This window comes from Rhodococcus sp. 4CII, from assembly GCF_014256275.1.
GTDB lineage: Bacteria > Actinomycetota > Actinomycetes > Mycobacteriales > Mycobacteriaceae > Rhodococcus_F > Rhodococcus_F wratislaviensis_A.
Map to the genome: position 1 here is coordinate 714,590 of NZ_JACCFE010000002.1, position 23,493 is coordinate 738,082.

General features: G+C 66.7%; 21 protein-coding genes and 2 tRNA genes. 8 read left to right on the forward strand and 15 right to left on the reverse strand.

Going from position 1 to position 23,493, the window contains the following annotated elements; genetic code table 11:
• Positions 1-597, forward strand: coding sequence for a DUF3515 domain-containing protein (locus H0B43_RS04255; RefSeq protein ID WP_185729160.1), 597 nt, complete (start codon positions 1-3; stop codon positions 595-597).
• A 19-nt stretch (positions 598-616) separates the two neighbouring features.
• Here H0B43_RS04255 and H0B43_RS04260 read toward each other — a convergent pair whose 3' ends face one another.
• From H0B43_RS04260 to H0B43_RS04270, 3 genes are read right to left on the reverse strand one after another with little or no spacing between them, the layout of a single operon-like run.
• Positions 617-1,723 carry a D-alanine--D-alanine ligase family protein gene (locus H0B43_RS04260; protein ID WP_185729159.1) on the reverse strand — a complete coding sequence of 369 codons (1,107 nt, stop codon included), beginning with the start codon at positions 1,721-1,723 and terminating at the stop codon, positions 617-619.
• Positions 1,724-1,774: 51 nt separating this feature from the next.
• Entirely contained in the window at positions 1,775-2,899 is a 1,125-nt protein-coding gene (locus H0B43_RS04265; RefSeq protein WP_185729158.1) for a cystathionine gamma-lyase, read from the reverse strand.
• Between the two features lie 4 nt (positions 2,900-2,903).
• A complete protein-coding gene (locus H0B43_RS04270) occupies positions 2,904-3,902 on the reverse strand; it encodes an NAD(P)H-dependent glycerol-3-phosphate dehydrogenase (RefSeq protein WP_185729157.1) in 999 nt (332 codons plus the stop codon).
• A 150-nt stretch (positions 3,903-4,052) separates the two neighbouring features.
• Between H0B43_RS04270 and cofC the strand changes: the two genes are divergently transcribed.
• The 3 genes from cofC to H0B43_RS04285 all read left to right on the forward strand — a co-directional run bounded on the left by cofC (position 4,053) and on the right by H0B43_RS04285 (position 8,070).
• A complete protein-coding gene (gene cofC / locus H0B43_RS04275; RefSeq protein WP_185729156.1) occupies positions 4,053-4,769 on the forward strand; it encodes a 2-phospho-L-lactate guanylyltransferase in 717 nt (238 codons plus the stop codon).
• 118 nt (positions 4,770-4,887) lie between these two features.
• Entirely contained in the window at positions 4,888-7,101 is a 2,214-nt protein-coding gene (locus tag H0B43_RS04280) for an RNA degradosome polyphosphate kinase (RefSeq protein WP_185729155.1), read from the forward strand.
• Positions 7,102-7,134: 33 nt separating this feature from the next.
• Positions 7,135-8,070, forward strand: a complete 936-nt coding sequence (locus tag H0B43_RS04285; RefSeq protein WP_185729154.1) for an NUDIX hydrolase — start codon at positions 7,135-7,137, stop codon at positions 8,068-8,070.
• Positions 8,071-8,166: 96 nt separating this feature from the next.
• Here the strand turns inward: H0B43_RS04285 and H0B43_RS04290 are convergent, their stop codons facing one another.
• The 3 genes from H0B43_RS04290 to leuC form a co-directional block, all read right to left on the reverse strand.
• Complete coding sequence (locus tag H0B43_RS04290) at positions 8,167-8,841, reverse strand: HU family DNA-binding protein (protein WP_185729153.1); 675 nt, start codon at positions 8,839-8,841, stop codon at positions 8,167-8,169.
• 158 nt (positions 8,842-8,999) lie between these two features.
• A complete protein-coding gene (gene leuD / locus H0B43_RS04295) occupies positions 9,000-9,608 on the reverse strand; it encodes a 3-isopropylmalate dehydratase small subunit (RefSeq protein WP_185729152.1) in 609 nt (202 codons plus the stop codon).
• A gap of 27 nt (positions 9,609-9,635) precedes the next feature.
• Positions 9,636-11,057, reverse strand: coding sequence for a 3-isopropylmalate dehydratase large subunit (gene leuC / locus H0B43_RS04300; RefSeq protein WP_185729151.1), 1,422 nt, complete (start codon positions 11,055-11,057; stop codon positions 9,636-9,638).
• Positions 11,058-11,195: 138 nt separating this feature from the next.
• On the opposite strand from leuC, the gene H0B43_RS04305 reads away from it, so the two are divergent.
• From H0B43_RS04305 to H0B43_RS04315, 3 genes are all read left to right on the forward strand, one after another.
• The gene (locus H0B43_RS04305; protein ID WP_185729150.1) at positions 11,196-11,897 is read left to right on the forward strand and encodes an IclR family transcriptional regulator; all 702 of its coding nucleotides are present in this window, start codon (positions 11,196-11,198) and stop codon (positions 11,895-11,897) included.
• A 55-nt stretch (positions 11,898-11,952) separates the two neighbouring features.
• A complete protein-coding gene (locus tag H0B43_RS04310; protein WP_185729149.1) occupies positions 11,953-12,471 on the forward strand; it encodes a pyridoxamine 5'-phosphate oxidase family protein in 519 nt (172 codons plus the stop codon).
• Positions 12,472-12,558: 87 nt separating this feature from the next.
• Entirely contained in the window at positions 12,559-12,726 is a 168-nt protein-coding gene (locus H0B43_RS04315) for a DUF5302 domain-containing protein (protein ID WP_185729148.1), read from the forward strand.
• A gap of 61 nt (positions 12,727-12,787) precedes the next feature.
• Here the strand turns inward: H0B43_RS04315 and H0B43_RS04320 are convergent.
• From H0B43_RS04320 to H0B43_RS04335, 4 genes are all read right to left on the reverse strand, one after another.
• Positions 12,788-12,860: transfer RNA gene (locus H0B43_RS04320), tRNA-Glu, on the reverse strand.
• A 76-nt stretch (positions 12,861-12,936) separates the two neighbouring features.
• A tRNA-Gln gene (locus tag H0B43_RS04325) sits at positions 12,937-13,008 on the reverse strand.
• A 141-nt stretch (positions 13,009-13,149) separates the two neighbouring features.
• Entirely contained in the window at positions 13,150-14,625 is a 1,476-nt protein-coding gene (gene gltX, locus H0B43_RS04330) for a glutamate--tRNA ligase (protein WP_185729147.1), read from the reverse strand.
• Between the two features lie 73 nt (positions 14,626-14,698).
• Entirely contained in the window at positions 14,699-15,472 is a 774-nt protein-coding gene (locus tag H0B43_RS04335; protein ID WP_185729146.1) for a fumarylacetoacetate hydrolase family protein, read from the reverse strand.
• Between the two features lie 115 nt (positions 15,473-15,587).
• Here H0B43_RS04335 and H0B43_RS04340 point away from each other — a divergent pair, with 115 nt between their 5' ends.
• Positions 15,588-16,832, forward strand: coding sequence for an MFS transporter (locus tag H0B43_RS04340; RefSeq protein ID WP_185729145.1), 1,245 nt, complete (start codon positions 15,588-15,590; stop codon positions 16,830-16,832).
• Here H0B43_RS04340 and H0B43_RS04345 read toward each other — a convergent pair.
• The 5 genes from H0B43_RS04345 to H0B43_RS04365 all read right to left on the reverse strand — a co-directional run bounded on the left by H0B43_RS04345 (position 16,829) and on the right by H0B43_RS04365 (position 23,233).
• Positions 16,829-17,839, reverse strand: coding sequence for a 3-isopropylmalate dehydrogenase (locus tag H0B43_RS04345; protein WP_185729144.1), 1,011 nt, complete (start codon positions 17,837-17,839; stop codon positions 16,829-16,831). The two genes, H0B43_RS04340 and H0B43_RS04345, sit on opposite strands and share 4 nt — an antisense overlap.
• A gap of 70 nt (positions 17,840-17,909) precedes the next feature.
• Positions 17,910-19,505, reverse strand: coding sequence for a phosphoglycerate dehydrogenase (gene serA, locus H0B43_RS04350; protein ID WP_185729143.1), 1,596 nt, complete (start codon positions 19,503-19,505; stop codon positions 17,910-17,912).
• Positions 19,506-19,728: 223 nt separating this feature from the next.
• On the reverse strand, positions 19,729-20,730 hold the full coding sequence (ilvC, locus tag H0B43_RS04355) for a ketol-acid reductoisomerase (protein WP_185730106.1): 1,002 nt from the start codon (positions 20,728-20,730) through the stop codon (positions 19,729-19,731).
• A gap of 50 nt (positions 20,731-20,780) precedes the next feature.
• On the reverse strand, positions 20,781-21,284 hold the full coding sequence (gene ilvN / locus H0B43_RS04360) for an acetolactate synthase small subunit (protein ID WP_005240383.1): 504 nt from the start codon (positions 21,282-21,284) through the stop codon (positions 20,781-20,783).
• Positions 21,281-23,233, reverse strand: a complete 1,953-nt coding sequence (locus tag H0B43_RS04365; RefSeq protein WP_185729142.1) for an acetolactate synthase large subunit — start codon at positions 23,231-23,233, stop codon at positions 21,281-21,283. Before H0B43_RS04365 ends, ilvN begins: the two co-directional genes overlap by 4 nt.
• Positions 23,234-23,493 lie beyond the last annotated feature (260 nt).

The following is a 23,493-nucleotide window of genomic DNA, read 5'->3' on the forward strand; positions in this document are numbered from 1 at the left end:
ATGTCCGACCGCGAACCCGAACAGACCCCACCCGCCGGCAACTCCGATGCGGCGCCGCCGGAGCGCCGGAATCCCGCACTCATCGCCACGGCGGTGGCGCTGCCGGTGGCCTTGATCATCGGTATCGTTGTCGCGGCCGTGTTCGCCGGACGGAATCCGGTGAAGGAACCGGTGTCACTGGGCCCGGTGCCCGCGCCGGCGTCCGGCTCGGCGGAGTGCGCCGCCCTGATGGCCGGTCTGCCCGATTCCCTGGGCGACTACACGAGGGCGGAGCTCACCGAACCCGCACCGGAGGCGACGGCCGCCTGGCAGCCCGCCGAGGGCGAGCCCCTCGTGCTGCGGTGCGGTCTGGACCGTCCCGCCGAGTTCGATCAGGCCTCGGCGCTCCAGGTGATCGACGGGGTCCAGTGGTTCGAGATCTCGGGTGAGAGCGCCGGCATCGATGCCAGCAGCTGGTTCGCCGTCGACCGCGGCGTCTACGTCGGACTGACCGTTCCCACCGGTGTGGGTCCGACGCCGCTGCAGGACATTTCCGGTGCGGTGTCGCAGGCGTTGCCGCAGAAGCCGCTCGATCCGGCGCCCGTCGCGAATCCGTGAGCGCCGGACCGCCGCGCCGCTAGCGCAGGCCGACGCCGCGTGCGAGGGCCGTGTCGACGAGGGTCGCGACGAGCGTGCCGTAGTCGATGCCGACCGCATCCCACATGCGCGGATACATGGAGATCGAGGTGAATCCCGGCATCGTGTTGATCTCGTTGATCACGGGACCGTCCTCGGTCACGAAGAAATCGACGCGTGCGAGACCCTGGCAGTCGAGCGCCGCGAAGGCGCGCACCGCGAGTTCGCGGATCTCCTCGCTGACCGATTCGTCGAGTTTCGCGGGCACGTCGAATTCGCACACGTCGTCGAGGTACTTGCTGTCGAAGTCGTAGAACGCCTCGTCGTCCGCGGAGCTTTCCGGCATCCGGATCTCGGCGATGACGCTGGCCCGCACGTCGCCGTTCGGGAACTCGAGCACTCCGCACTCGACCTCGCGGCCGGCGATCCCCGATTCGACGATCACCTTCGGGTCGTGCAGGCGAGCGTGGGCGACGGCGTCGTCGAGCGCGGCCCAGTCGGCCACCCGGGTGATGCCGATGGACGATCCGCCGCGGGCCGGTTTCACGAACACCGGGAGGTGCAGCCGGGCTTTCTGCTCGTCGGTCAGCGTGACGGTTCCGGGACGCAGGACCACCTGGAACCCGATGGGCAGGCCCTCCGCGGCGAGCAGTTTCTTTGTGAACTCCTTGTCCATGCCCGCGGCGCTCGCCAGCACGCCGGGACCGACGTACGGGACGCCGGCGAGCTCGAGCAGGCCTTGGATGGTGCCGTCCTCGCCGTAGGCGCCGTGGAGGACGGGGAAGACGACGTCGACCGAGGCCAGGATCTTGCCTGCCTCGCCGTCGTCGAGGGCGACGAGGTCGCCGGCCCGGGTGGGGTCGGCGGTGAGTGCGAGTGCTGATCCGTCGGCATCGACGCTGGGCAGTGCCCGGCCGCGGATGGACAGGGTCTCGGGGTCGGTGGACCCGAGAACCCACGAGCCTTCGGTGGTGATGCCGATCGGTACCACCTCGTACCGTTCCGGGTCGAGATTCCTCAGGACGCTTCCGGCCGACACACAGGACACGGAATGTTCGTTGCTGCGGCCACCGAAGATGACGGCTACCCGGGTACGCGGTTTACTCACGACACAGACCGTACCGTCGATGCGACCCGCTCACCGAACCCACCCACGCCCTCACAGTGCGGAGAGCGCATGCTCGAGATCGGCCACGAGGTCGTCGGTGTCCTCGATTCCACACGAGATCCGCACGAACCCGTCGGGCACGGGGTCGCCCCACCGGGCCCGGCGGTCGGCGCTGGTGTGGATGCCGCCGAAGCTCGTCGCAGGCACGAGGAGCTCGCTGCCGGCCACGAGCTGATGGAACTGCTCGGCGGAATCGAGCTCGAAGCTCACGAGGCCGCCGAATCGTCGCATCTGACCGGCGGCGACACCGTGCGCGGGATCGCCCGGAAGCCCCGGGTACCGCACCCGGTGGGCGGCCGGATGCGAATCGAACAGACCCGCGAGCGCGAAGGCGTTGGCGCACTGGCGCTCGAACCGCAGGCCCGCGGTCCCGAGACTCCGGTGGGCGAGCCACGTCTCGAACGGCCCCAGCACCGTTCCCGACAGCGCCCGCTCGCGCTCCATCCCGGCCAGGAAGTCCGCGTCCGATGCGGCTATGTATCCCATGAGAAGGTCGCTGTGACCACTCAAAGCCTTTGTGCCGCTGGCGACTACCACGTCAGCGCCGAGCGCGAGAGGTTGCTGACCGAGCGGGGTGGCGGTCGTGTTGTCCACCACGAGAACCGCGCCGGCGTTCGCGCACTGCTCCGACACCGCGCGCAGGTCCACCACGTCGAGAGACGGGTTGGACGGGGTTTCGGCCACCACGACCGTCGTCCCCTCGGCGGCGGCCAGCAGCGCGGCGGCGGTCTCACCGGCCAAATCGGCCGTCTTCAGTTCGTGCACGGTGATGCCCATCGGTTCCAGCCGCTCCCGGGCGTACGCGCGCACCTGGTAGTAGCCGTCGGACGGAACGATCACGGTGTCGCCGGCGGTGAGCAGGCTCCTCAGCACGACGGTGACCGCCGACATCCCGGAGCCGACCACGAGCGCGCCCGCAGCGCCCTCGAGCGTCGCGAGCGCCGCCTCGAGATCCCGCCAGCCCGGGTTGGAGGCACGCGCATAGGTGTCGGACTCGGTTCCCTCGTCCGCGCTCAACTGGTAGGGCGCTGCGAAGACCGGCCCCCGCTGCATCGGCGAACCGGGAACCCTTTCTGCCGCGACCGCTTTGACGCAGCGGGTCGAATCACCACTCACACGTTCACTCCGGCTTCGTCCGGCGGCCGAGCAACTGGCCGATCGCGTCCTGCACCACGAGACCTTCGTGGCACACCCGGTGCACTGCATCGGTGAGCGGCATCTCGACGTCGTAGCTCGCCGCGAGAGCCCGCACCGACGAGCACGACTTGACGCCCTCGGCGACCTGACCGTGGGTGGCGGCCTGGGCGCTCTCGATCGAACCGCCCTGACCGAGACGCTCTCCGAACGACCGGTTTCGCGACAGCGGCGACGTGCAGGTGGCAACCAGATCGCCCACCCCGGCGAGGCCCGCGAGCGTGGCGGGCTTCGCACCGAGCGCGACTCCCAGCCGGATGATCTCGGCGAGACCGCGAGTAATGATGCTGGCGATCGTGTTCTCTCCCAAACCGATTCCCGACGCCATACCGCACGCGAGGGCGATCACGTTCTTGCAGGCGCCGCCGATCTCGCAACCGATGACGTCCGAATTCGTGTAGGGGCGGAAGTATCCGGTGGCCGACGCCTTCTGCAAGGCGAGCGCCCGCACCGAATCCGTGCACGCGACGACCGTGGCCGCCGGCTGACCGATCGCGATCTCGCGGGCCAGGTTGGGCCCGGACAGCACGGCGACGCGCCCCGGATCGGCGCCGGTGACCTGAATGATCACCTGACTCATCCGCATGAGGGTGCCTGTCTCGATTCCCTTGGCGAGGCTGAGCATCGTGGCGTCCTCGGGGATCATCGGACTCCATACCTGCAGGTTGTCGCGCAGGGACTGCGACGGCACCGCGAGGACGACGATGTCGGCGCCGTCGAGGGCCGCCCGGGCGTCGTCGGTGGCGGTCAGCGACGGCGGCAGGGCGATGCCCGGCAGATAGTCCGTGTTCTCGTGCCGCGTGACGATCGACTCGGCGACCTCACCGCGTCGCGCCCACATGGTGACATCCGTCCCGGCCTCGGCCAGGACCTTCGCAAATGCCGTCCCCCATGAACCCGCTCCCAGCACCGCAGCCTTGCTCACACAGCACCCCTCGTCGTTCGTTCCCGATACATCGCCCACAGTATTGCCGATACCGAGGTCGGACGCTGCCCCGCTACCGAACCGTGGTCGCCGCCCGGCCGGATGCGGGCGCTCGGAGCACCGCCGCCGGCGGACTGGCAAGATGTCCACATGAGCACAGCGACCCGAGCCGTGGCGCCGCGCGCCCACGTACTCGTCGCCGTGAAGGAACTTCACGCAGCCAAGACGCGACTGTCGGGTGTCTTCGACACGGCCGACCGCACCGGGCTGGTGCTGTCGATGCTCCGCGACACCCTCTCGGTCGTCCGCGACGTCGCCACCGTAGTCGGTGTCACCGTGGTCACGCCGGACCCCGCCGTGGCCCGGCTCGCCCGCAGCGTCGGTGCGCACGTCTACGCGGACCCCGCCCCCGCGGAGAGCCGACAGGGCGAGGCCGGGACCGAGCACAGTCTCAACGCGGCGCTGTCGGCGGCGGCCGACCACGTCCGGCGCACCGAGCGCGGAGTGGACGTCGTCGCCCTGCAGGCAGACCTTCCGTCCCTGCGCGAAGGGGAATTTCGCGAAGCACTCGCGGCCGCGAGAACCGGTGGCCGGTCGGTGGTCGTCGATCACCACGGCACCGGAACCGCTGCGCTGTTCTCCTGCGACCCGGCTGTTCCGCTCGATCCCCGATTCGGACCGGGATCGGCGAAGCGGCATCTCGAATCGGGGGCGCGACGCCTCGACGGGCACTGGCCGGGACTGCGCACCGACGTCGACACCGCCGACGATCTCGACACCGCGCAGGCTCTCGGCGTCGGACCCGCGACGAAAGCCGCACTCGACGCTCTCGCACACACCGCCCCCTCCCGCTGCGGAAACGACTAGCTCCGCGCGCGGTATCGAATTGCGGGTTCCGCACGAATGGAAATGTGCCCCTTCTCCCGACGGCATGAATTTGTGCCATCGATTGTCCGTGGCCGAATTCTCGAGGGATGATCATGGAGTGAGTAATCGTGAAGCACTCGACCAGCAGACCGACGTCGACAACAAGGACGGCAGGAACGGGGCCGGCGAAGGCACCGTCGCACCGAACCCCACCAACGTGCCGATGGCTCCCCCCGCTGCGACCAGTGCACTCACGAACGCCCTCACCGACGGTCTCCCCGAAGATCGTTACCTCAACCGCGAACTCAGCTGGCTCGATTTCAACGCCCGGGTTCTCGCGCTCGCCGAGGACACGTCGCTGCCGCTGCTCGAGCGCGCCAAGTTCCTCGCCATCTTCTCGTCCAATCTGGACGAATTCTTCATGGTCCGGGTCGCGGGACTCAAGCGCCGCGACGAGACCGGACTGTCCGTACGGTCCGCCGACGGTCTCTCCCCGCGCGAACAACTGTCGCTGATCGCGACCCGGACGCAGGAGATCTCGGAGAAGGCTGCGCGGGTGTTCCTCGACTCCGTGCGTCCGGCGCTTACCTCCGAAGGGATCTCCATCATCGGATGGGCCGATCTCACCGACGACGACCGTGCGCGCCTGTCCCTGCATTTCCAGGACCAGGTCTTTCCCGTCCTCACTCCCCTCGCCGTCGACCACGCCCACCCGTTCCCCTACATCAGCGGTCTGAGCCTCAACCTCGCGGTGACGGTGAAGGATGCGGTGACGGGCGGCGAACACTTTGCGCGGGTCAAGGTTCCGGACAACGTCGGTCGGTTCGTCCGGGTCCGCCGCGACGAGACTCCATCCTCCATCGACGCGTTCCTGCCCATGGAAGATCTGATCTCCGCACATCTCGACATGCTCTTCCCGGGCATGGAGGTCGTGGAGCACCACGCGTTCCGGATCACCCGGAACGCCGATTTCGAGGTCGAGGAAGATCGCGACGAGGATCTCCTCCAGGCGCTCGAGCGGGAACTGGCGCGCCGCCGCTTCGGGTCCCCGGTGCGGCTCGAGGTCGCGGACGACATGACCGAGCACATGCTCGAACTGCTGCTGCGCGAACTCGACGTCGATCCCGGCGACGTCATCCAGGTTCCTGGGCTGCTGGATCTGTCGTGCCTCTGGCAGGTGTACGCCGTCGACCGCCCCGCGCTCAAGGACGCGCCGTTCGTTCCGGCAACGCACCCGGCGTTCGGCGAGCGGGAAACACCCAAGAGCGTCTTCTCCACTCTCCGCGACGGCGACGTCCTGGTCCATCACCCCTACGACTCCTTTTCCACGAGCGTCCAGCGCTTCATCGAACAAGCCGCCGCCGACCCCCAGGTGCTGGCCATCAAGCAGACCCTGTACCGCACCTCGGGCGACTCCCCCATCGTCGACGCGCTGATCACCGCCGCAGAGGCGGGCAAACAGGTTGTGGCGCTGGTCGAGATCAAGGCGCGATTCGACGAGCAGGCCAACATCAAGTGGGCCCGAAAACTCGAACACGCGGGCGTGCACGTCGTCTACGGACTCGTCGGGCTCAAGACCCACTGCAAGACGTGCCTCGTCGTTCGTCGCGAAGGGTCCACCATCCGGCGTTACTGCCACATCGGAACCGGCAACTACAACCCGAAGACCGCCCGGCTCTACGAAGATATCGGCCTGCTCACCGCTGCGCCCGAGATCGGCGCCGACCTCACGGACCTGTTCAATTCCCTGACCGGCTATTCACGGAAGACGCAGTACCGCAACCTCCTCGTCGCGCCGTACGGTGTGCGCCGGGGAATCGTCGAGCGGATCGACGCCGAGGTGGCGCACCAACTGCGGGGCGACGTCGCCGGAATTCGCCTCAAGGCCAATGCCCTGGTCGACGAACAGGTCATCGACGCGCTGTATCGCGCGTCCAAGGCCGGTGTGCGCGTCGACATCGTCGTCCGCGGCATCTGCGCTCTCAAACCCGGGGTTCCCGACCTGAGCGAGAACATCCACGTGCGCTCCATTCTCGGACGGTTCCTCGAGCATTCCCGCGTGTTCCACTTCCGCGGCGCGGACGAATACTGGATCGGCAGCGCCGACATGATGCACCGCAATCTCGACCGTCGCGTCGAGGTCATGGCACAGGTGAAAGATCCTCGGCTCACCGGTCAGATCGGCGAGATCCTCGATTCGGCACTCGACCCGTCCACGCGATGCTGGGCGCTCGGACCCGACGGCCGCTGGGTTCCGTCCCCGGCGCACGGCGAGGAGGTCCGCGACCACCAGGAGGCCATGATGCGGAAACGGATGGGCACCGGATCCTGATCGCGCGAATCCGCGGCACAAGGAAGGAACTCGGTGAGCAGTTCACCCGGCAAACCGGTCAAAGCCAATATCTTCGCCGCGGGGGCAGTGCTGTGGCGGAAGTCTCCCGATAATCCCGACGAGATCGAGATCGCCCTCATTCACCGGCCCAAATACGAGGACTGGTCATTTCCCAAGGGAAAACTCGACCCGGGCGAGACCGCCGTCGTCGCCGCATTGCGGGAAGTACAAGAGGAGACGGGTATCCGCGGGCGACTCGGGCGGCACCTCGGCGCATTGACGTACCCGATTCCCGGGCATCGCCGGTTGAAACGAGTGGAGTACTGGGCTGCAGAGGTCCGCGACGGTGAATTCGCTGCCAACAGCGAAGTCGACGAAATGCGGTGGCTTCCGGTATCCGAGGTCGCCGATGAATTGTCGTATCCCATGGATCGCAAGATGCTCCGGCGGTTCACGGCGCAGCCGCCCGATACCGCAACGTTGCTTCTCGTGCGGCATGCGAAAGCTGGGAGCCGGAAACGCTACAAGGGCGACGACACCACCCGGCCCTTGGATGCGGACGGCCGGCGGCAAGCCGACGCGCTCGTCGCACAACTCGACGCGTTCGGAGCCACCGGCATCACCTCAGCCGATCGGACACGATGCATTCAGACGGTGGAGCCGCTGGCCCTCATGCTGGACACGACCGTCCGGTTGGATTCGCTGCTGTCCGAGGAGAGTTACTCCGCCGACCCTGCGGCCACCCGCACCCGGGTCCGCAAGATCGCCGCTCTCGGCGGAGTCCAGGTGATCTGCAGTCAGGGCGGTGTCATTCCGGATCTGCTCGAGTGGTGGGCGGACATCGACGGTATCGCTCTTCCCCCGGCACGGAACAGAAAAGCGAGCACCTGGGTGCTGTCGCTGTCCGGCGGCAAATTGATCGCCGCCGACCACATCGACAGTCCCCTCCCCCCATCCCGGAAGAACTGACACCCACGGACGGGGAAGTCACGAGAAACACAGACAGGCGCCGACCCCATTGGTCGGCGCCGGTCTGTGTTCGGGCGGTCCTGCGTTGTGCTGGTATTACTTGGCGCGCTTCGCGGGAGCCTTCTTTGCTGCGGTCTTCTTGGCCGGAGCCTTCTTCGCGACGGTCTTCTTCGCTGCCGTGGTCTTGGCCGGAGCCTTCTTCGCGACGGTCTTCTTCGCTGCCGTGGTCTTGGCCGGAGCCTTCTTCGCGACGGTCTTCTTCGCTGCCGTGGTCTTGGCCGGAGCCTTCTTCGCGACGGTCTTCTTCGCTGCCGTGGTCTTGGCCGGAGCCTTCTTCGCGACGGTCTTCTTCGCTGCCGTGGTCTTCGCGGGAGCCGCCTTCTTGGCTGCGGTCTTCTTCGCCGCCGTCTTCTTGGCAGCCTTCTTCGCGGCGGCCTTGGTGGCCGGCGCCGCTGCGCCACGCTTCACTGCGGGACCGGTGGCCGGAAGCTTCTGGCCGCCAGCGATAACCGCTTTGAACTGAGCGCCCGGACGGAACGCCGGCACCGACGTCGGCTTGACCTTCACGGTCTCACCCGTGCGCGGGTTACGTGCGACACGTGCCGCACGACGACGCTGCTCGAAGACACCGAAACCGGTGATGGTGACGCTGTCGCCGCGGTGCACCGCTCGGACGATCGTGTCCACGACATGCTCGACAGCTTCTGTTGCCGTGCGCCTGTCCGTCCCCAGTTTCTCGGTCAGAACATCGATGAGCTCTGCCTTATTCATTGAAATTCCTCCGCGAACTAATGGCCCATCATCGGACCGACTACGAACTACGGTAAACCTGAATACCGCAGGAGTCTATGTGCCACGCCAATTCTCATACAACGCGGCACCATTCTCAGGAACTTATTATCTGGGAGACAGGGCTCCGATTCCAACTTTCAGTCGGTCGAAGCAGGCTCCGGAAGTGTCGTTGGTTTCCAAGAAGGCCTTGACTTTTCAAACTCGGAAATGGCTTCTACCTGCCGTAATGTCAATCCGATGTCGTCCAGACCCTCGATCAGACGCCACCGCGTGTAGTCATCAATCTCAAAGGGCACCACGGTGGTTCCGGCGGTCACGGTCTTGTTCTCGAGGTCGACGATCAATTCGAGACCGGGCTGCTCGTCGAGCAACTTCCAGAGCAGTTCGACGTCCGGCTGGGCCACCTGGGCGGCCAGCAGACCTGCCTTGCCGGCGTTGCCCCGGAAGATGTCCGCGAAGCGAGACGCGATCACGACCCGAAATCCGAAGTCGGATAGCGCCCACACGGCATGTTCCCGGGAGGAGCCGGTACCGAAGTCCGGTCCGGCAACCAGAACGCTGCCCTTGTCGTACGGGGCGACGTTGAGGACGAAGTTCGGATCGTTGCGCCAGGCGGCGAACAGACCGTCCTCGAAACCGCTGCGGGTCACTCGTTTCAGATAGACCGCCGGAATGATCTGGTCCGTGTCCACGTTGGATCGCCGCAGTGGGACGCCGATACCTTTGTGTGTGCTAAAGGATTCCATCGAAAAATCTCCTAAATTCCTTGAGTCCTAGACCAGATCTGCCGGCGCGGACAGCGTTCCCCGGACCGCGGTCGCGGCGGCGACGAGAGGCGAAACCAGATGAGTGCGGCCGCCCTTGCCCTGCCGTCCCTCGAAATTGCGGTTGGACGTGGAGGCCGAACGCTCGCCGGGCGCGAGCTGATCCGGGTTCATGCCGAGACACATCGAGCACCCCGCCTGCCGCCATTCGGCGCCCGCGGTGGTGAAGATCTCGCCGAGACCCTCCTTTTCGGCCTGCGCGCGAACGCGCATCGAGCCCGGGACGATGAGCATCCGGACCCCGTCGGCCACGTGGCGGCCCCGCAGCACGTCGGCCACGGCCCGCAGATCCTCGATCCGGCCGTTGGTGCACGAACCGACGAACACCGTGTCGATCGCCACCTCACGCAACGGAGTTCCGGCCTCGAGACCCATGTAGGTCAACGCCTTCTCAGCGGCCTGACGCTCGCTCTCGTCGGCGATCTCGGCCGGATTCGGCACCGCCTCACCCAGGGGCAGCCCCTGCCCCGGATTGGTACCCCACGTCACGAACGGCGTCAGGGCGCTCGCGTCGATGTGGACCTCGTTGTCGAAAACTGCACCCTCGTCGGTCTTCAACTGCTCCCACGCCGCCACCGCGGCGTCCCAGTCGGCGCCCTGCGGAGCGTGCGGGCGCCCCTTGATGAATTCATAGGTGATCTCGTCCGGGGCGATCATTCCGGCCCGCGCACCCGCCTCGATGGACATGTTGCAGATGGTCATCCGCGCTTCCATCGACATCTGTCGGATCGCTTCGCCGCGGTACTCCAGGACGTAGCCCTGGCCTCCACCTGTTCCGATCTTCGCGATGACGGCCAGAATGAGATCCTTACTCGTCACCCCTTCCGGTAATACACCGTCGACGGTGATCGCCATCGTCCGGAAGGGACGCAATGACAACGTCTGCGTCGCCATGACGTGCTCGACTTCACTGGTGCCGATACCCATCGCAATCGCACCGAAGGCACCGTGCGTGGACGTGTGGCTGTCGCCGCACACCACCGTCATACCGGGCTGGGTGAGACCGAGTTGCGGACCGACGACGTGGACGATTCCCTGATCGATGTCGCCCATGGGGTGCAGCCGGACACCGAATTCCTCGCAGTTGCGCCGCAGCGTGTCCACCTGAGTCTTGGAAACCGGGTCGGCGATCGGCTTGTCGATGTCGACGGTGGGGACGTTGTGGTCCTCGGTGGCGATCGTCAGGTCGGGGCGGCGCAGCGGGCGCCCGGCGAGCCGAAGTCCGTCGAATGCCTGCGGACTCGTCACTTCGTGAACGAGATGCAGATCGATGTAGATGAGGTCGGGGTTGTCTCCCTCACCCCGGACCACGACGTGGTCGTCCCACACCTTCTCTGCCAGGGTGCGTGCTTTCTCCGCCATCTTCTCCACCTCTGTGTGTCCTCTCGCACGGCGAGCTTCGGGCCGGTCCGCTGTGCGCTTGATGTCGTTACCCGCTTCTCGGATACGCACTCGACGTGTGGCCGCTGTGCGCTATGATCCCAATATGCGAGAATGTGGTATCGACCTATGAGACAGCATAGCGGCATCGGAGTCCTTGACAAAGCGGTAGGCGTACTACATGCCGTGGCCGAGAAGCCCTGCAGCCTCACCGAACTGTGCTCACGCACCGGGCTCCCCCGGGCCACCGCCCACCGGCTGGCCGTCGGGCTCGAGGTTCACCGCCTCCTGACGCGCGATTCCGACGGGTTGTGGTGCCCCGGACCCGGGCTCGCCGAACTGGCCGCCACGGCCAACGATCCGCTCGTCTCGGCGGCGGCGCTGGTGCTGCCACGACTACGCGAGATCACCGGTGAAAGCGTGCAGCTGTACCGGCGGGAAGGCACGCAACGCGTCTGTGTGGCGGCGATGGAACCGCCCACGGGCCTCCGCGACACCGTTCTCGTCGGAGCGCGTCTGCCGATGAGCGCCGGTTCGGGTGCCAAGGTCCTCCTCGCCTGGGCCGACCCGCAGACGCAGCGCACGGTGCTCCCCGACGCGGCATTCGGCGAGCGTGTACTCCTCGAGGTCCGTCGGCGCGGCTGGGCCCAGAGCGCCGCCGAGCGCGAACCCGGCGTCGCCAGTGTCGCCGCCCCCGTCCGGGACTCCTCCGGTGCCGTCATCGCAGCGATCTCGGTGTCCGGACCCATCGACAGAATGGGCAGGCGCCCCGGCGCCCGGTGGGCGGCCGACCTTCTCGCCGCCGCGGAGGCGCTGCACAAAAGGCTCTGATCACGCGCGACCGAGTTCACTTGCGACCGATGTTCACTTGCGACGGGAGAAGCCGATGGGGAAGAACCAACGCTCACAGATCACGATGACGGATTCGGAGATCGCCGAATTCATGGATCGGAGCCGGATCGCCACGCTCGCAACGGTGGCAGCGGACGGCAGATCCCACCTCGTCGCCATGTGGTACGCCGTGATCGACGGCGAGATCTGGTTCGAGACCAAGTCCAAATCGCAGAAGGCCGTCAACCTGCGGCGCGACGACCGGGTCACCGTCCTCATCGAGGACGGCGACACCTACGACACGTTGCGCGGGATTTCGGTGGAGGGCCGGGCGGAGATCGTGGAGGACCCCGACGCCATGTTCGCCGTCGGGGTCAGCGTCTGGGAGCGCTACACCGGGCCGTACACCGACGACCTCCGCCCCGCCATCGATCAACTCCTGCACAAGCGGGTGGTCGTGCGGATCGTTCCCGAGCGCATCAGGAGCTGGGACCACGCGAAGCTCGGCCTCCCCGCCATGCCGGTGGGCGGGACCACTGCCGCGTACCTGGCCGCGGCCGACCGCCGTGCCTGAACCTGCCCGACCGGCGAAAAAACGGGAGCATTCCCGGAGCCCTCGGCGTAGCTTCACTGAGTGAACCGACTACCGAGGGAGTTCACCGTGACCGACGCCAGCAATGAGGACACGAAAAAGAAATTCCGCGAAGCACTCGAGCGGAAAAATCATCAGGCCGGGATGTCCGCCGATCACAAGGACGGGCATTCGAAGGTGCACGAAGTGCACGGGCCTGCCGACCACAAACGCGAATTCCGCCGCAAGAGCGGATAAACGACGAATCGTGCGGATAAAAAGAAACACCCTCCAACGAATTGGAGGGTGTTTCTCTTTGTAGCCCCGACGGGATTCGAACCCGCGCTACCGCCTTGAGAGGGCGGCGTCCTAGGCCGCTAGACGACGGGGCCAGGAACTTTGTGTTGCTGTGGAAGCTCAGCAAGCATAGCTTCCCGAAGTTCGGAGTCAAAATCGGCCGAACTTCCGCTGGGGTACCAGGACTCGAACCTAGAATGGCGGTACCAGAAACCGCTGTGTTGCCAATTACACCATACCCCAATGGCCGTTCTCGAACCGCTGAGCTTCTGGGCTCTGCGGCCCGCCTCGGGCCGAAGAAGAGATTACCAGCCTACTGCCGGGATTTACCAAATCGTATGGTCAAGGGCTGTTTCTGCGCTCTACTCGGCCCGAGGGCGACGCCTAACCGGCGATGCCGGCCCGCGCCGAGCGCAGACGCGACAGCGAGATATCGCGCCCGAGGAGTTCCATCGACTCGTAGAGCGGCGGGCTGATGTGCGAGCCCGTGAGGGCCACCCGGACCGGAGCGAATGCCTTACGCGGCTTGAGGCCCAGTTCGTCCACGAGAGCGGTCTTGAGGGCCTCCTCCAGTGACGCCGCGTCCCACCCGTCCACCGCGTCCACCGCCGCGAGGGCCGCGTCGAGGACCGGCGCCGCATCGGCTCCGAGGTTCTTGGCCGCAGCGGCCGGGTCGATCACGAAGTCGGCCTCGTCGACGAACAGGAACTTCAGCAGATCCCACGCGTCGGACAGGACCACGATGCGCGTCTGGACCAGTTCTGCAGCGGTTGCGAAGACGGACTCGTCGACGGCCTCCCCGAGATGGCCGTGAAGCGTCAGGAACGCGCGCAGGCGCGCGGCGAAATCATCGGGCTCGAGCAGCCGGATGTGCTCGGCGTTGATCGCGTCGGCCTTTTTCTGGTCGAACCGCGCCGGATTGGAATTGACCTTGGAGATATAGAAGGCCGCCACCATCTCGTCCAGCGAGAACACGTCGTGGTCGTCGGAAATGCCCCAGCCGAGCAGTGCCAGGTAATTCAACAATCCTTCGGGGACGAAACCGCGGTCGCGATGGATGAAGAGGTTCGACTCGGGGTCGCGCTTCGACAGCTTCTTGTTGCCCTGCCCCATGACGAACGGCAGATGCCCGAACCGGGGCGTGAAATCGGCCACGCCGATCCGCTGCATCGCCTCGTAGAGGGCGAGCTGACGGGGCGTCGACGACAGCAGGTCCTCACCGCGCAGGACATGTGTGATCTTCATCAACGCGTCGTCGACGGGGTTGACCAACGTGTAGAGCGGAATGCCGTTTCCGCGGGTCAGCGCGAAGTCGGGCACGGTTCCCGCCTTGAACGTCGTCTCGCCGCGCACGAGGTCGACCCACGTCAGGTCGTGATCGGGCATGCGGAGCCGCACGACGGGTTTGCGTCCCTCGTCGAGGAATGCCTGCCGCTGTTCCGGCGTCAGATCGCGATCGAAGTTGTCGTAGCCCAGCTTGGGATCGCGGCCGGCCGCCTTGTGCCGCTCCTCGACCTCCTCGGGCGTGGAGAACGACTCGTAGGCCTCGCCGGCCGCGAGCAGCTTGGCGACGACGTCCAGGTGCAGATCACGTCGCTGCGACTGACGGTAGGGCTCGTACGGACCCCCGACCTCCGGTCCCTCGTCCCAGTTCAGCCCGAGCCAACGCAGCGCGTCCAGGATCGCCTGGTACGACTCCTCGCTGTCACGGGCGGCATCGGTGTCTTCGATGCGGAACACGAACGACCCGCCGTTGTGTCGGGCGAACGCCCAGTTGAACAGGGCGGTTCGGACGAGCCCCACGTGCGGGGTTCCGGTGGGAGACGGGCAGAAACGGACGCGAACTTCGCTTGTGGTCATGGCTCACTTGGGTCGACGCTGGGAAGACGGACTCCTACAGGCTAGTCCGCTCCCGATCCCGACACGAGAGCCGTCAGCGCTTGGCGGTCACCGGGTTCGTGAGGGTGCCGATGCCACCGATGGTGACGCTCACGCTCTGGCCGTCGACGATCGGACCGACGCCTTCGGGGGTGCCCGTGAGGATCACGTCGCCCGGAAGCAGCGTCATGACGGCGGACACCCACTCGATGATCTTCGGAATGTCGTGCAGCAGAAGCGAAGTGTTGCTGCGCTGCTTCACTTCGCCGTCCACCTCGGTGGTGATGTCGACGTCGGACGCGTCGAGCTGGGTCTCGATCCACGGCCCGAGCGGGCAGAACGTGTCGTGCCCCTTGGCCCTCGTCCACTGCCCGTCGTGGCGCTGGTGGTCGCGGGCCGACACGTCGTTCGCTGCCGTGTATCCGAGCACGACGTCGAGCGCCTTGGCTGCGGGCACGTCCTTGCAGGGACGTCCGATGACGACCGCCAGTTCGCCTTCGTAATGAACTTCATTGGACGACTTCGGCAGGACGATCGCGGCATCGGGGCCCACGATCGAGGTGTTGGGCTTGAGGAAGATCACAGGATCGGCCGGCGCCTCTCCCCCCATTTCGGCGGCGTGGGCGGCGTAGTTCTTTCCGACGGCCACGACCTTGCTGGCAAGGATCGGGGCCAGCAGTCGCACATCGGCGAGCGGCCAGCTCCGGCCGGTGAAAGTGGGCGTGCCGAAGGGGTGCTCGGCGATCTCCTTCGCGATTCGGGACTCCCCGTCTCCCTCGATACTGACGAACGCAACACCATCGGGACTTGCCACTCGACCAAGACGCATGGCGCCGAGTCTATCGGCCCGGGTTCACCGCCGTGGCGGGACGCCGGGGTGCGCGGGGTATAGACTCCACGTGTTCCCCAATATATGAGAAGCAGATCCTAAATATTGAGATGACATGACTGCATCGATCGACACGCCGCCCTCCGTCGGAATCGCCCGCAGATGGTGGATGCTCGCACTCGGGATGTTCGCCCAGGCCGCGCAGGCGGTGTTCGTCAACGGCGTCGCCTTCCTGATTCCCGAACTGCAGGCGAACCACGGGCTCAGCCTCGCCCGCACCGGACTCGTCGTCGCCGCACCCACGCTCGGCGTGATGCTGACGCTGATCGCGTGGGGCGCACTCGCGGACCGCTACGGCGAACGCACGGTCCTGGCAGCCGGGATGGCGACAACGGCAGCCGCAGGACTGGGCGCGGCACTGTCCGGATCGCTCACGGCCACCACACTCCTCCTCCTGCTCGGCGGCATGGCGGCGGCCTCGGCGAATGCGGCCAGCGGGCGCGTCGTCGTCGGCTGGTTCCCGCCCGAACGCCGCGGACTCGCAATGGGTATCCGGCAGATGTCGCTGCCCCTCGGCATCGCCTGCGCGGCGCTGACACTTCCCTCCGTCGCGCACGATCACGGCATCGGCTGGGCGCTCGCCCTGCCCGCGGCCCTGTGTGCGAGTGCCGCGCTGGCCTGCGCACTCTGGGTCGTCGATCCGCCCAGACCGAGCCGCAGCGCCGCGGCGGATCTCGGCATGCTCGCCAATCCCTATCGCGACAGCGGCACGCTGTGGCGCATCCACGCCGCCTCGGTCCTGCTCGTCGTGCCGCAGTACACGGTATGGACCTATGCGCTGGTGTGGCTGATCTCCGAAAGGCATTGGGAAGCAACGGCAGCGGGGCTCATCGTGACCGTCGCCCAGATCCTCGGCGCGCTCGGCAGGATGGGAGTCGGGTTCTGGTCCGACGTGGTCGGCAGTCGCATGCGCCCGCTCCGATGGGTTGCCGTCGCCGGCGGTCTGTCGATGGCCGCCCTCGCCGTGACGGACTCGGTCGATTCGCCACTGGCGATCGCGGCGTTGCTGGCAGCGTCCGTCGCGACGGTGGCACCGAACGGCCTCGCCTTCACCGCCGTGGCGGAGATCGCCGGACCGTTCTGGGGCGGACGAGCACTCGGCGTCCAGAACACCGGGCAGTTCGTCGCGGCCTCCATTGTTCCTCCGGCGTTCGGCGCACTGATCGGGATCGTCGGTTTCCCGGTGACTTTCGCGATCGCCGCCGCGTTTCCGGCGGCGTCGATACCACTGATCCCCGTGGCCCGGTCCGAAGAGCGGTCCACGGGGATCGAGGACGACAGGGTCGAATCGCGGCCCTAGAGGGCTGATGCGATCCGGTCGCCGACCTCCGAGGTCACGACCTTCGAGTCCCCGCGGGACGCCAGATCCGCTTCGACGGCGGCCTCGATACGCGTTGCATCGCCGTCGCGGCCGAGGTGCCGCAGGAGCAGCGCCGCGGACAGGATGGCCGCCGTGGGATCCGCGATCCCCTGGCCTGCGATGTCCGGGGCGCTGCCGTGCACCGGCTCGAACATCGACGGGTTCGTGCCCGAGGCGTCGATGTTTCCCGACGCTGCCAGTCCGATGCCACCCGTGACCGCACCCGCGAGGTCGGTGATGATGTCGCCGAACAGGTTGTCGGTGACGATCACGTCGAAGCGCGACGGGTCGGTGACCATGTAGATGGTGGCCGCGTCGATGTGGCAGTAGGCCGTCACCACGTCCGGATATTCGGCCGACACGGTCTCCACCGCACGCGTCCAGATCGCGCCGGCGTTGGAGAGGACGTTCGTCTTGTGGATCAGGGTGACGTGCTTCCGCCGGGACTGTGCGAGCGCGAACGCGTAGCGCACCACGCGCTCGGCGCCGAACCACGTGTTGATCGACACCTCGGTCGCGATCTCGTGCGGGGTGCCGACGCGAATCGCGCCGCCGTTGCCGGTGTACGGCCCCTCGGTGCCCTCGCGCACGACCACGAAGTCGATGTCGGGCTGCGCCGCGAGCGGCGACTTCGAACCCGGATACAGCTGCGACGGACGCAGATTCACGTGATGGTCCAACGCGAATCGCATGTTCAGCAGCAGCCCCCGCTCGAGCACGCCCGGCGTGACCGACGGATCGCCGATGGCGCCCAGCAGGATCGCGTCGTGCTCACGGATCGCCGCGAGATCGGCGTCCGGGAGCAGCTCCCCCGTCGCGTTGTATCGACGGGCACCGAGGTCGTACTCGGTGGTCTCGAGATCGGGAACGAGTTTGCGCAGCACTTTCAGCGCCTCGGCCGTGACCTCGACACCGATGCCGTCACCCGGAATGACCGCAAGCTTCATGAACGCCTCACTTCACATAGAGCTGTGCGCGTGCCACGACGACGGGGTCATGACACGCGCACAGTGGGGATTAGGCCAGGTTGACGAGCTCGATCTTGGTGGCGCCGACGGCGGTGGAGATCGCGTCCCGCACCTCGCTCGGCACCTCGCGGTCGACGCGGAGGAGGATGGTCGCACCCTCGCCCTCGGCGTCCTGGCTGAGCTGGGCAGCCTGGATGTCGATGCCCGCGTTACCGAGCTGCGTGCCGATCTTGCCCAGCGCACCGGGCTGATCGGTGTAGTTGACCACCAGGTTGAGACCCTCGGCGCGCAGCTCGAAGTTGCGGCCGTTGATGTTGACGATCTTCTCGACCTGCTGCGGGCCGGTCAGGGTGCCCGACACGTTGATGACACTGCCGTCGCCGAACACGGCGCGCAGGTCGACCACGCTGCGGTGGTTGGGGCTTTCGGCCGCCTTGGTGACCTCGGCCGTGACGCCACGCTCCTCCGCGAGCGCGGGAGCGTTGACGAACGTGACCGCGTCCTCGATGACGGCGGAGAACACACCGCGCAGAGCCGAGAGCGCGAGCACCTCGACGTCCTCGGACGCGAGCTCGCCGCGCACGTCGACCGACAGGTTGACGGGCAGTTCACCCGACAGCGCGCCGATCAGCACGCCCTGCTTGCGGACGATCTCGAGCCACGGGGCAACTTCCTCGCCCACCGCGCCACCGGACACGTTGACGGCGTCGGGAACGAAATCGCCTGCGAGAGCGAGCAGTACGGACTTCGCAACGTCGGTTCCGGCGCGGTCCTGCGCTTCGCTCGTGGACGCACCGAGGTGCGGCGTCACGACGACCTCGGGCAGGTCGAACAGCGGGCTGTCGGTGCAGGGCTCGGACTCGAACACGTCGAGGCCCGCGGCACGGACGTGACCGGACTTGATGGCCTCGGCCAGCGCGGCCTCGTCGATCAGACCGCCGCGGGCGGCGTTGACGATGACGACGCCCTTCTTGGTCTTCGCCAGGTTCTCCGTGCCCAGCAGACCCTTCGTCTCGGGAGTCTTGGGGAGGTGCACGGAGATGAGGTCTGCGCGCTCCAGCAGTTCGTCGAGGGTGACGAGCTCGATGCCGAGCTGCGCGGCGCGGGCGGCCGACACGTAGGGGTCGTACGCGATGACGTGGGTCTCGAATGCGGCGAGACGTTGCGCGAACAGCTGGCCGATGCGGCCGAGCCCGACGACACCGACGGTCTTGCCGAAGATCTCCACACCGTTGAACTTGCTGCGCTTCCACTCGCGGTCGCGCAGGGTGGCGTCGGCCGCGGGGATCTGGCGAGCGGTGGCGAGCATCAGCGCGACCGCGTGCTCGGCGGCCGTGTGGATGTTGGACGTCGGCGCGTTGACGACCATGACACCGCGCTCGGTGGCGGCGGGCACGTCGACGTTGTCGAGGCCGACGCCGGCGCGGGCGACGATCTTGAGCTTGGTGCCGGCCGCCAGGACCTCGGCATCGACGGTGGTGGCGGAACGGACGAGGATCGCGTCGGCCTCGGGCACCGCTGCGAGCAGGGCCGGGCGATCAGGTCCGTCGACCCAACGCACCTCCACACCGTCGCCCAATGCCTCGACGGTGGACGGCGCGAGCTTGTCGGCGATCAGAACTACAGGACGGCCTGGCTGGCTCACGTGCAAACTCCCTGAATCGGTGGGTGTGGGGTGTTTTGACCACACACAGCTTAGTCCGCCCTCACAGGGAAAATGCATCCTGGTCTGCGATACCACATAGTGGACGCCTGCGACAACGGAATCGGACACCGAACGACACCGGCCCAATGTCACATCGGGGGCCTCGAACGAGACCGATGCGGCATCGGGCCGGTGGTGCGGTGGAACTGTAAAGCAGTGAAACCTAGGCGGTTTCGGTGATCGGACGATCGACCCAGCTCATCAGGTCGCGCAGCTTCTTGCCGGTGACCTCGATCGGGTGCTCGGCGTTCGCCTTGCGCAGGCTCTCGAGCTCGGTGTTGCCGTTCTCGACGTTGGCGACCAGGCGGCGGGTGAACTCACCCGACTGGATGTCGGCCAGGATCGCCTTCATGCGCTCCTTGGTGCCGGCGTCGATGACGCGCGGGCCGGACAGGTAGCCACCGAACTCCGCGGTGTCGGACACCGAGTAGTTCATGCGGGCGATGCCGCCCTCGTACATGAGGTCCACGATGAGCTTGAGCTCGTGCAGCACCTCGAAGTACGCCATCTCGGGCGCGTAGCCGGCCTCGACCATGACCTCGAAACCGGTCTTGACCAGTTCCTCGGTGCCGCCGCACAGCACGGCCTGCTCGCCGAAGAGGTCCGTCTCGGTCTCTTCCTTGAACGTGGTCTTGATGACGCCGGCGCGGGCGCCGCCGATGGCCTTGGCGTAGGACAGCGCGAGTGCCTGGCCCTCACCCTTCGGGTCCTGGTCGATCGCGATGAGCGCGGGGACACCCTTGCCGTCGACGAACTGACGACGCACCAGGTGGCCCGGGCCCTTCGGGGCGACCATGCCGACGGTGACGAACTCCGGGGCCTTGATCAGCTCGAAGTGGATGTTGAGGCCGTGTCCGAAGAACAGCGCGTCGCCGTCCTTCAGGTTGGGCTCGATGTCATTGGTGAAGATCGACGCCTGCGCGGTGTCGGGGGCCAGCACCATGATCACGTCGGCCCACTCGGAAACCTCGGCGGGGGTACCGACGGTCAGGCCCTGCTCCTCGGCCTTCGCGCGGGACTTCGAGCCCTCCTTGAGGCCGATGCGCACATCGACGCCCGAATCGCGCAGGCTCAGCGAGTGCGCGTGGCCCTGGCTTCCGTACCCGATCACAGCGACCTTACGGCCCTGGATGATCGACAGATCGGCATCGTCGTCGTAGAACATCTCGACTGCCACAGTTCAACCTCTTTCTTGGAATGTGCGTAACTAAAGTACTAGCGAGTGGCCGTGATGGACTTCGGCCCCCGTCCCACGGCCACGACCCCGGACTGCACGATCTCCCGGATGCCGTACGGATCGAGCATCCGCAGCAGCGCATCCAGCTTGGATCGCGTTCCAGTCGCCTCGATCGTGACCGACTCCGGGGAGACGTCGATCACCTTGGCGCGGAACAGATTCACCGTCTCGATCACCTGCGTGCGCACGCTGGCGTCGGCTCGCACCTTGATGAGCACCAACTCGCGGGCGACGGAGGCCTCACCGTCCTGCTCGACGATCTTGATGACGTTGATGAGCTTGTTGAGCTGCTTGGTCACCTGCTCGAGCGGGAATTCGTCGACGGTCACGACGATGGTCATGCGTGAGATCTCGGGAAGCTCGGTACCACCGACGGCGAGCGACTCGATGTTGAACCCACGACGGGAGAACAGCGCGGCCACCCTGGCCAGCACGCCCGGCTTGTCCTCGACGAGAACACTGAGGGTGTGGCTGGTGCTCACTGATCTTCCTCCCCGGCCGCTGCGGCCGCTGCGGCCGTGCCCGAACGCTGCTCGCGCTCCATGGCCTCGTGAATGACGGCCGGCTCGGCAGCCGCCTCGTCGTCGTCGAACAGCGGACGGATGCCCCGCGCCGCCATGATCTCGTCGTTGCTCGTACCCGCGGCGACCATCGGCCACACCTGGGCGTCGGCGCCGACGATGAAGTCGATCACCACCGGCTTGTCGTTGATGGCCTGAGCCTCACGGATCGCGGCCTCGACGTCCTCTTCGCGCTCGACGCGAATGCCGTGGCAGCCCAACGCCTCCGCGAGCTTCACGAAGTCCGGGATGCGGACCGCGCCGTGGGTACCGAGGTTGGTGTTCGAGTAGCGCTCGTCGTAGAACAGCGTCTGCCACTGACGCACCATGCCGAGGTTTCCGTTGTTGATGAGCGCAACCTTGATCGGGATGCCCTCGAGCGCGCACGTCGCGAGTTCCTGATTGGTCATCTGGAAGCAGCCGTCACCGTCGATGGCCCACACCTCGGTGTCGGGCATGCCCATCTTGGCGCCCATCGCGGCCGGCACGGCGTAACCCATCGTGCCGAGACCGCCCGAGTTCAGCCAGGTGCGCGGCTTCTCGTAGTTGACGAACTGCGCGGCCCACATCTGGTGCTGTCCGACGCCGGCGCAGTAGATCGCGTCGGGACCGGCGAGCTTGCCGACCGCCTGGATCACGTACTCCGGGGACAGCGCGCCGTCCGAGGGACGGTCGTAGCTGAGCGGGTAGGTGCGGCGGATTCCGTCGAGGTACGCCCACCACTCGGTGAGGTCGAGCGTGGTTCCGGTGGCCAGGTCGGCCCTGATCGCCTCGATCAGCTCGACGATGACCTCTTTGCAGTCGCCCACGATCGGCACGTCCGCGTACCGGTTCTTGCCGATCTCCGCCGGGTCGATGTCGGCGTGGATGACCTTGGCATCGGGGGCGAACGAATCGAGCTGTCCGGTGACGCGGTCGTCGAAGCGCGCACCGAGCGTGATCAGGAGGTCGCTGCGCTGCAGTGCGGCCACCGCGGCGACCGTGCCGTGCATGCCGGGCATGCCGCAGTTCAGCGTGTGACTGTCCGGGAACGCGCCGCGCGCCATGAGGGTGGTGACCACCGGAATGCCGGTGAGCTCGGCCAGTTCCAGCAGTTCCGGCGACGATTCCGACTTGATGACGCCACCACCGACGTAGAGCACCGGGTGCTTCGCGTCCGCGATCAGGCGGGCGGCCTCGCGGACCTGCTTGCCGTGCGGCTTGGTGACGGGACGGTAGCCGGGCAGCCGCATCTCCGGCGGCCACGAGAACGTGGTCTGCGCCTGGAGAACGTCCTTCGGGATGTCGACGAGCACCGCGCCGGGACGACCACTGGAGGCGAGGTAGAAGGCCTCCGCGATGATCCGGGGGATGTCGATGCCGTCGGTGATGAGGAAGTTGTGCTTCGTGATCGGCATGGTGATGCCGGAGATGTCGGCTTCCTGGAACGCGTCGGTGCCGATGAGCCCGCGGCCGACCTGTCCGGTGATGGCCACGACCGGAACGGAGTCCATCTGGGCGTCGGCGAGCGGGGTCACGAGGTTGGTGGCACCGGGGCCCGACGTCGCCATACAGACGCCGACCTTGCCGGTCGCCTGGGCGTAACCGGTGGCGGCGTGGCCTGCACCCTGCTCGTGACGGACGAGCACGTGCCGGACCTTCTTCGAGTCGAACAGCGGGTCGTAGACAGGGAGAACGGCACCACCCGGAATGCCGAATACCGTGTCGACCTCGAGCTCCTCGAGGGCTCGGACCACGGACTGGGCGCCACTGACCCGCTCGGGGGCGAGTTGGCGGCGGCTACCGGTCTGCGTCGCGGCGGCCGCGGTCGTCGGGCTTGCTGCCCCCGACTTGCGCGGCGTGGGTTGAGGCCGTGCGGTTGGTGCGCTCACTGGGAAATCCTCTGATTCTGGCTCCGGGCAACAAAAAACCCCCGTCAGCGAATGCTGTACGAGGGTGGCGCGTCGTTATCTGGCGAGTTGAAGGAATCGACTCAGGCGACGACGCGCCGGCCGATTACGAGCAACTCATTCTGTTTCACGCGCTCGACGGTAGGCGCGCTAATGGTGAACAGTCAACTTGGTGAGTCGGCCGTCCCAGAATATGAGATACGTCGGCTGCGGTGCGAAGATGTAGAGGTGTCAACTTCGCA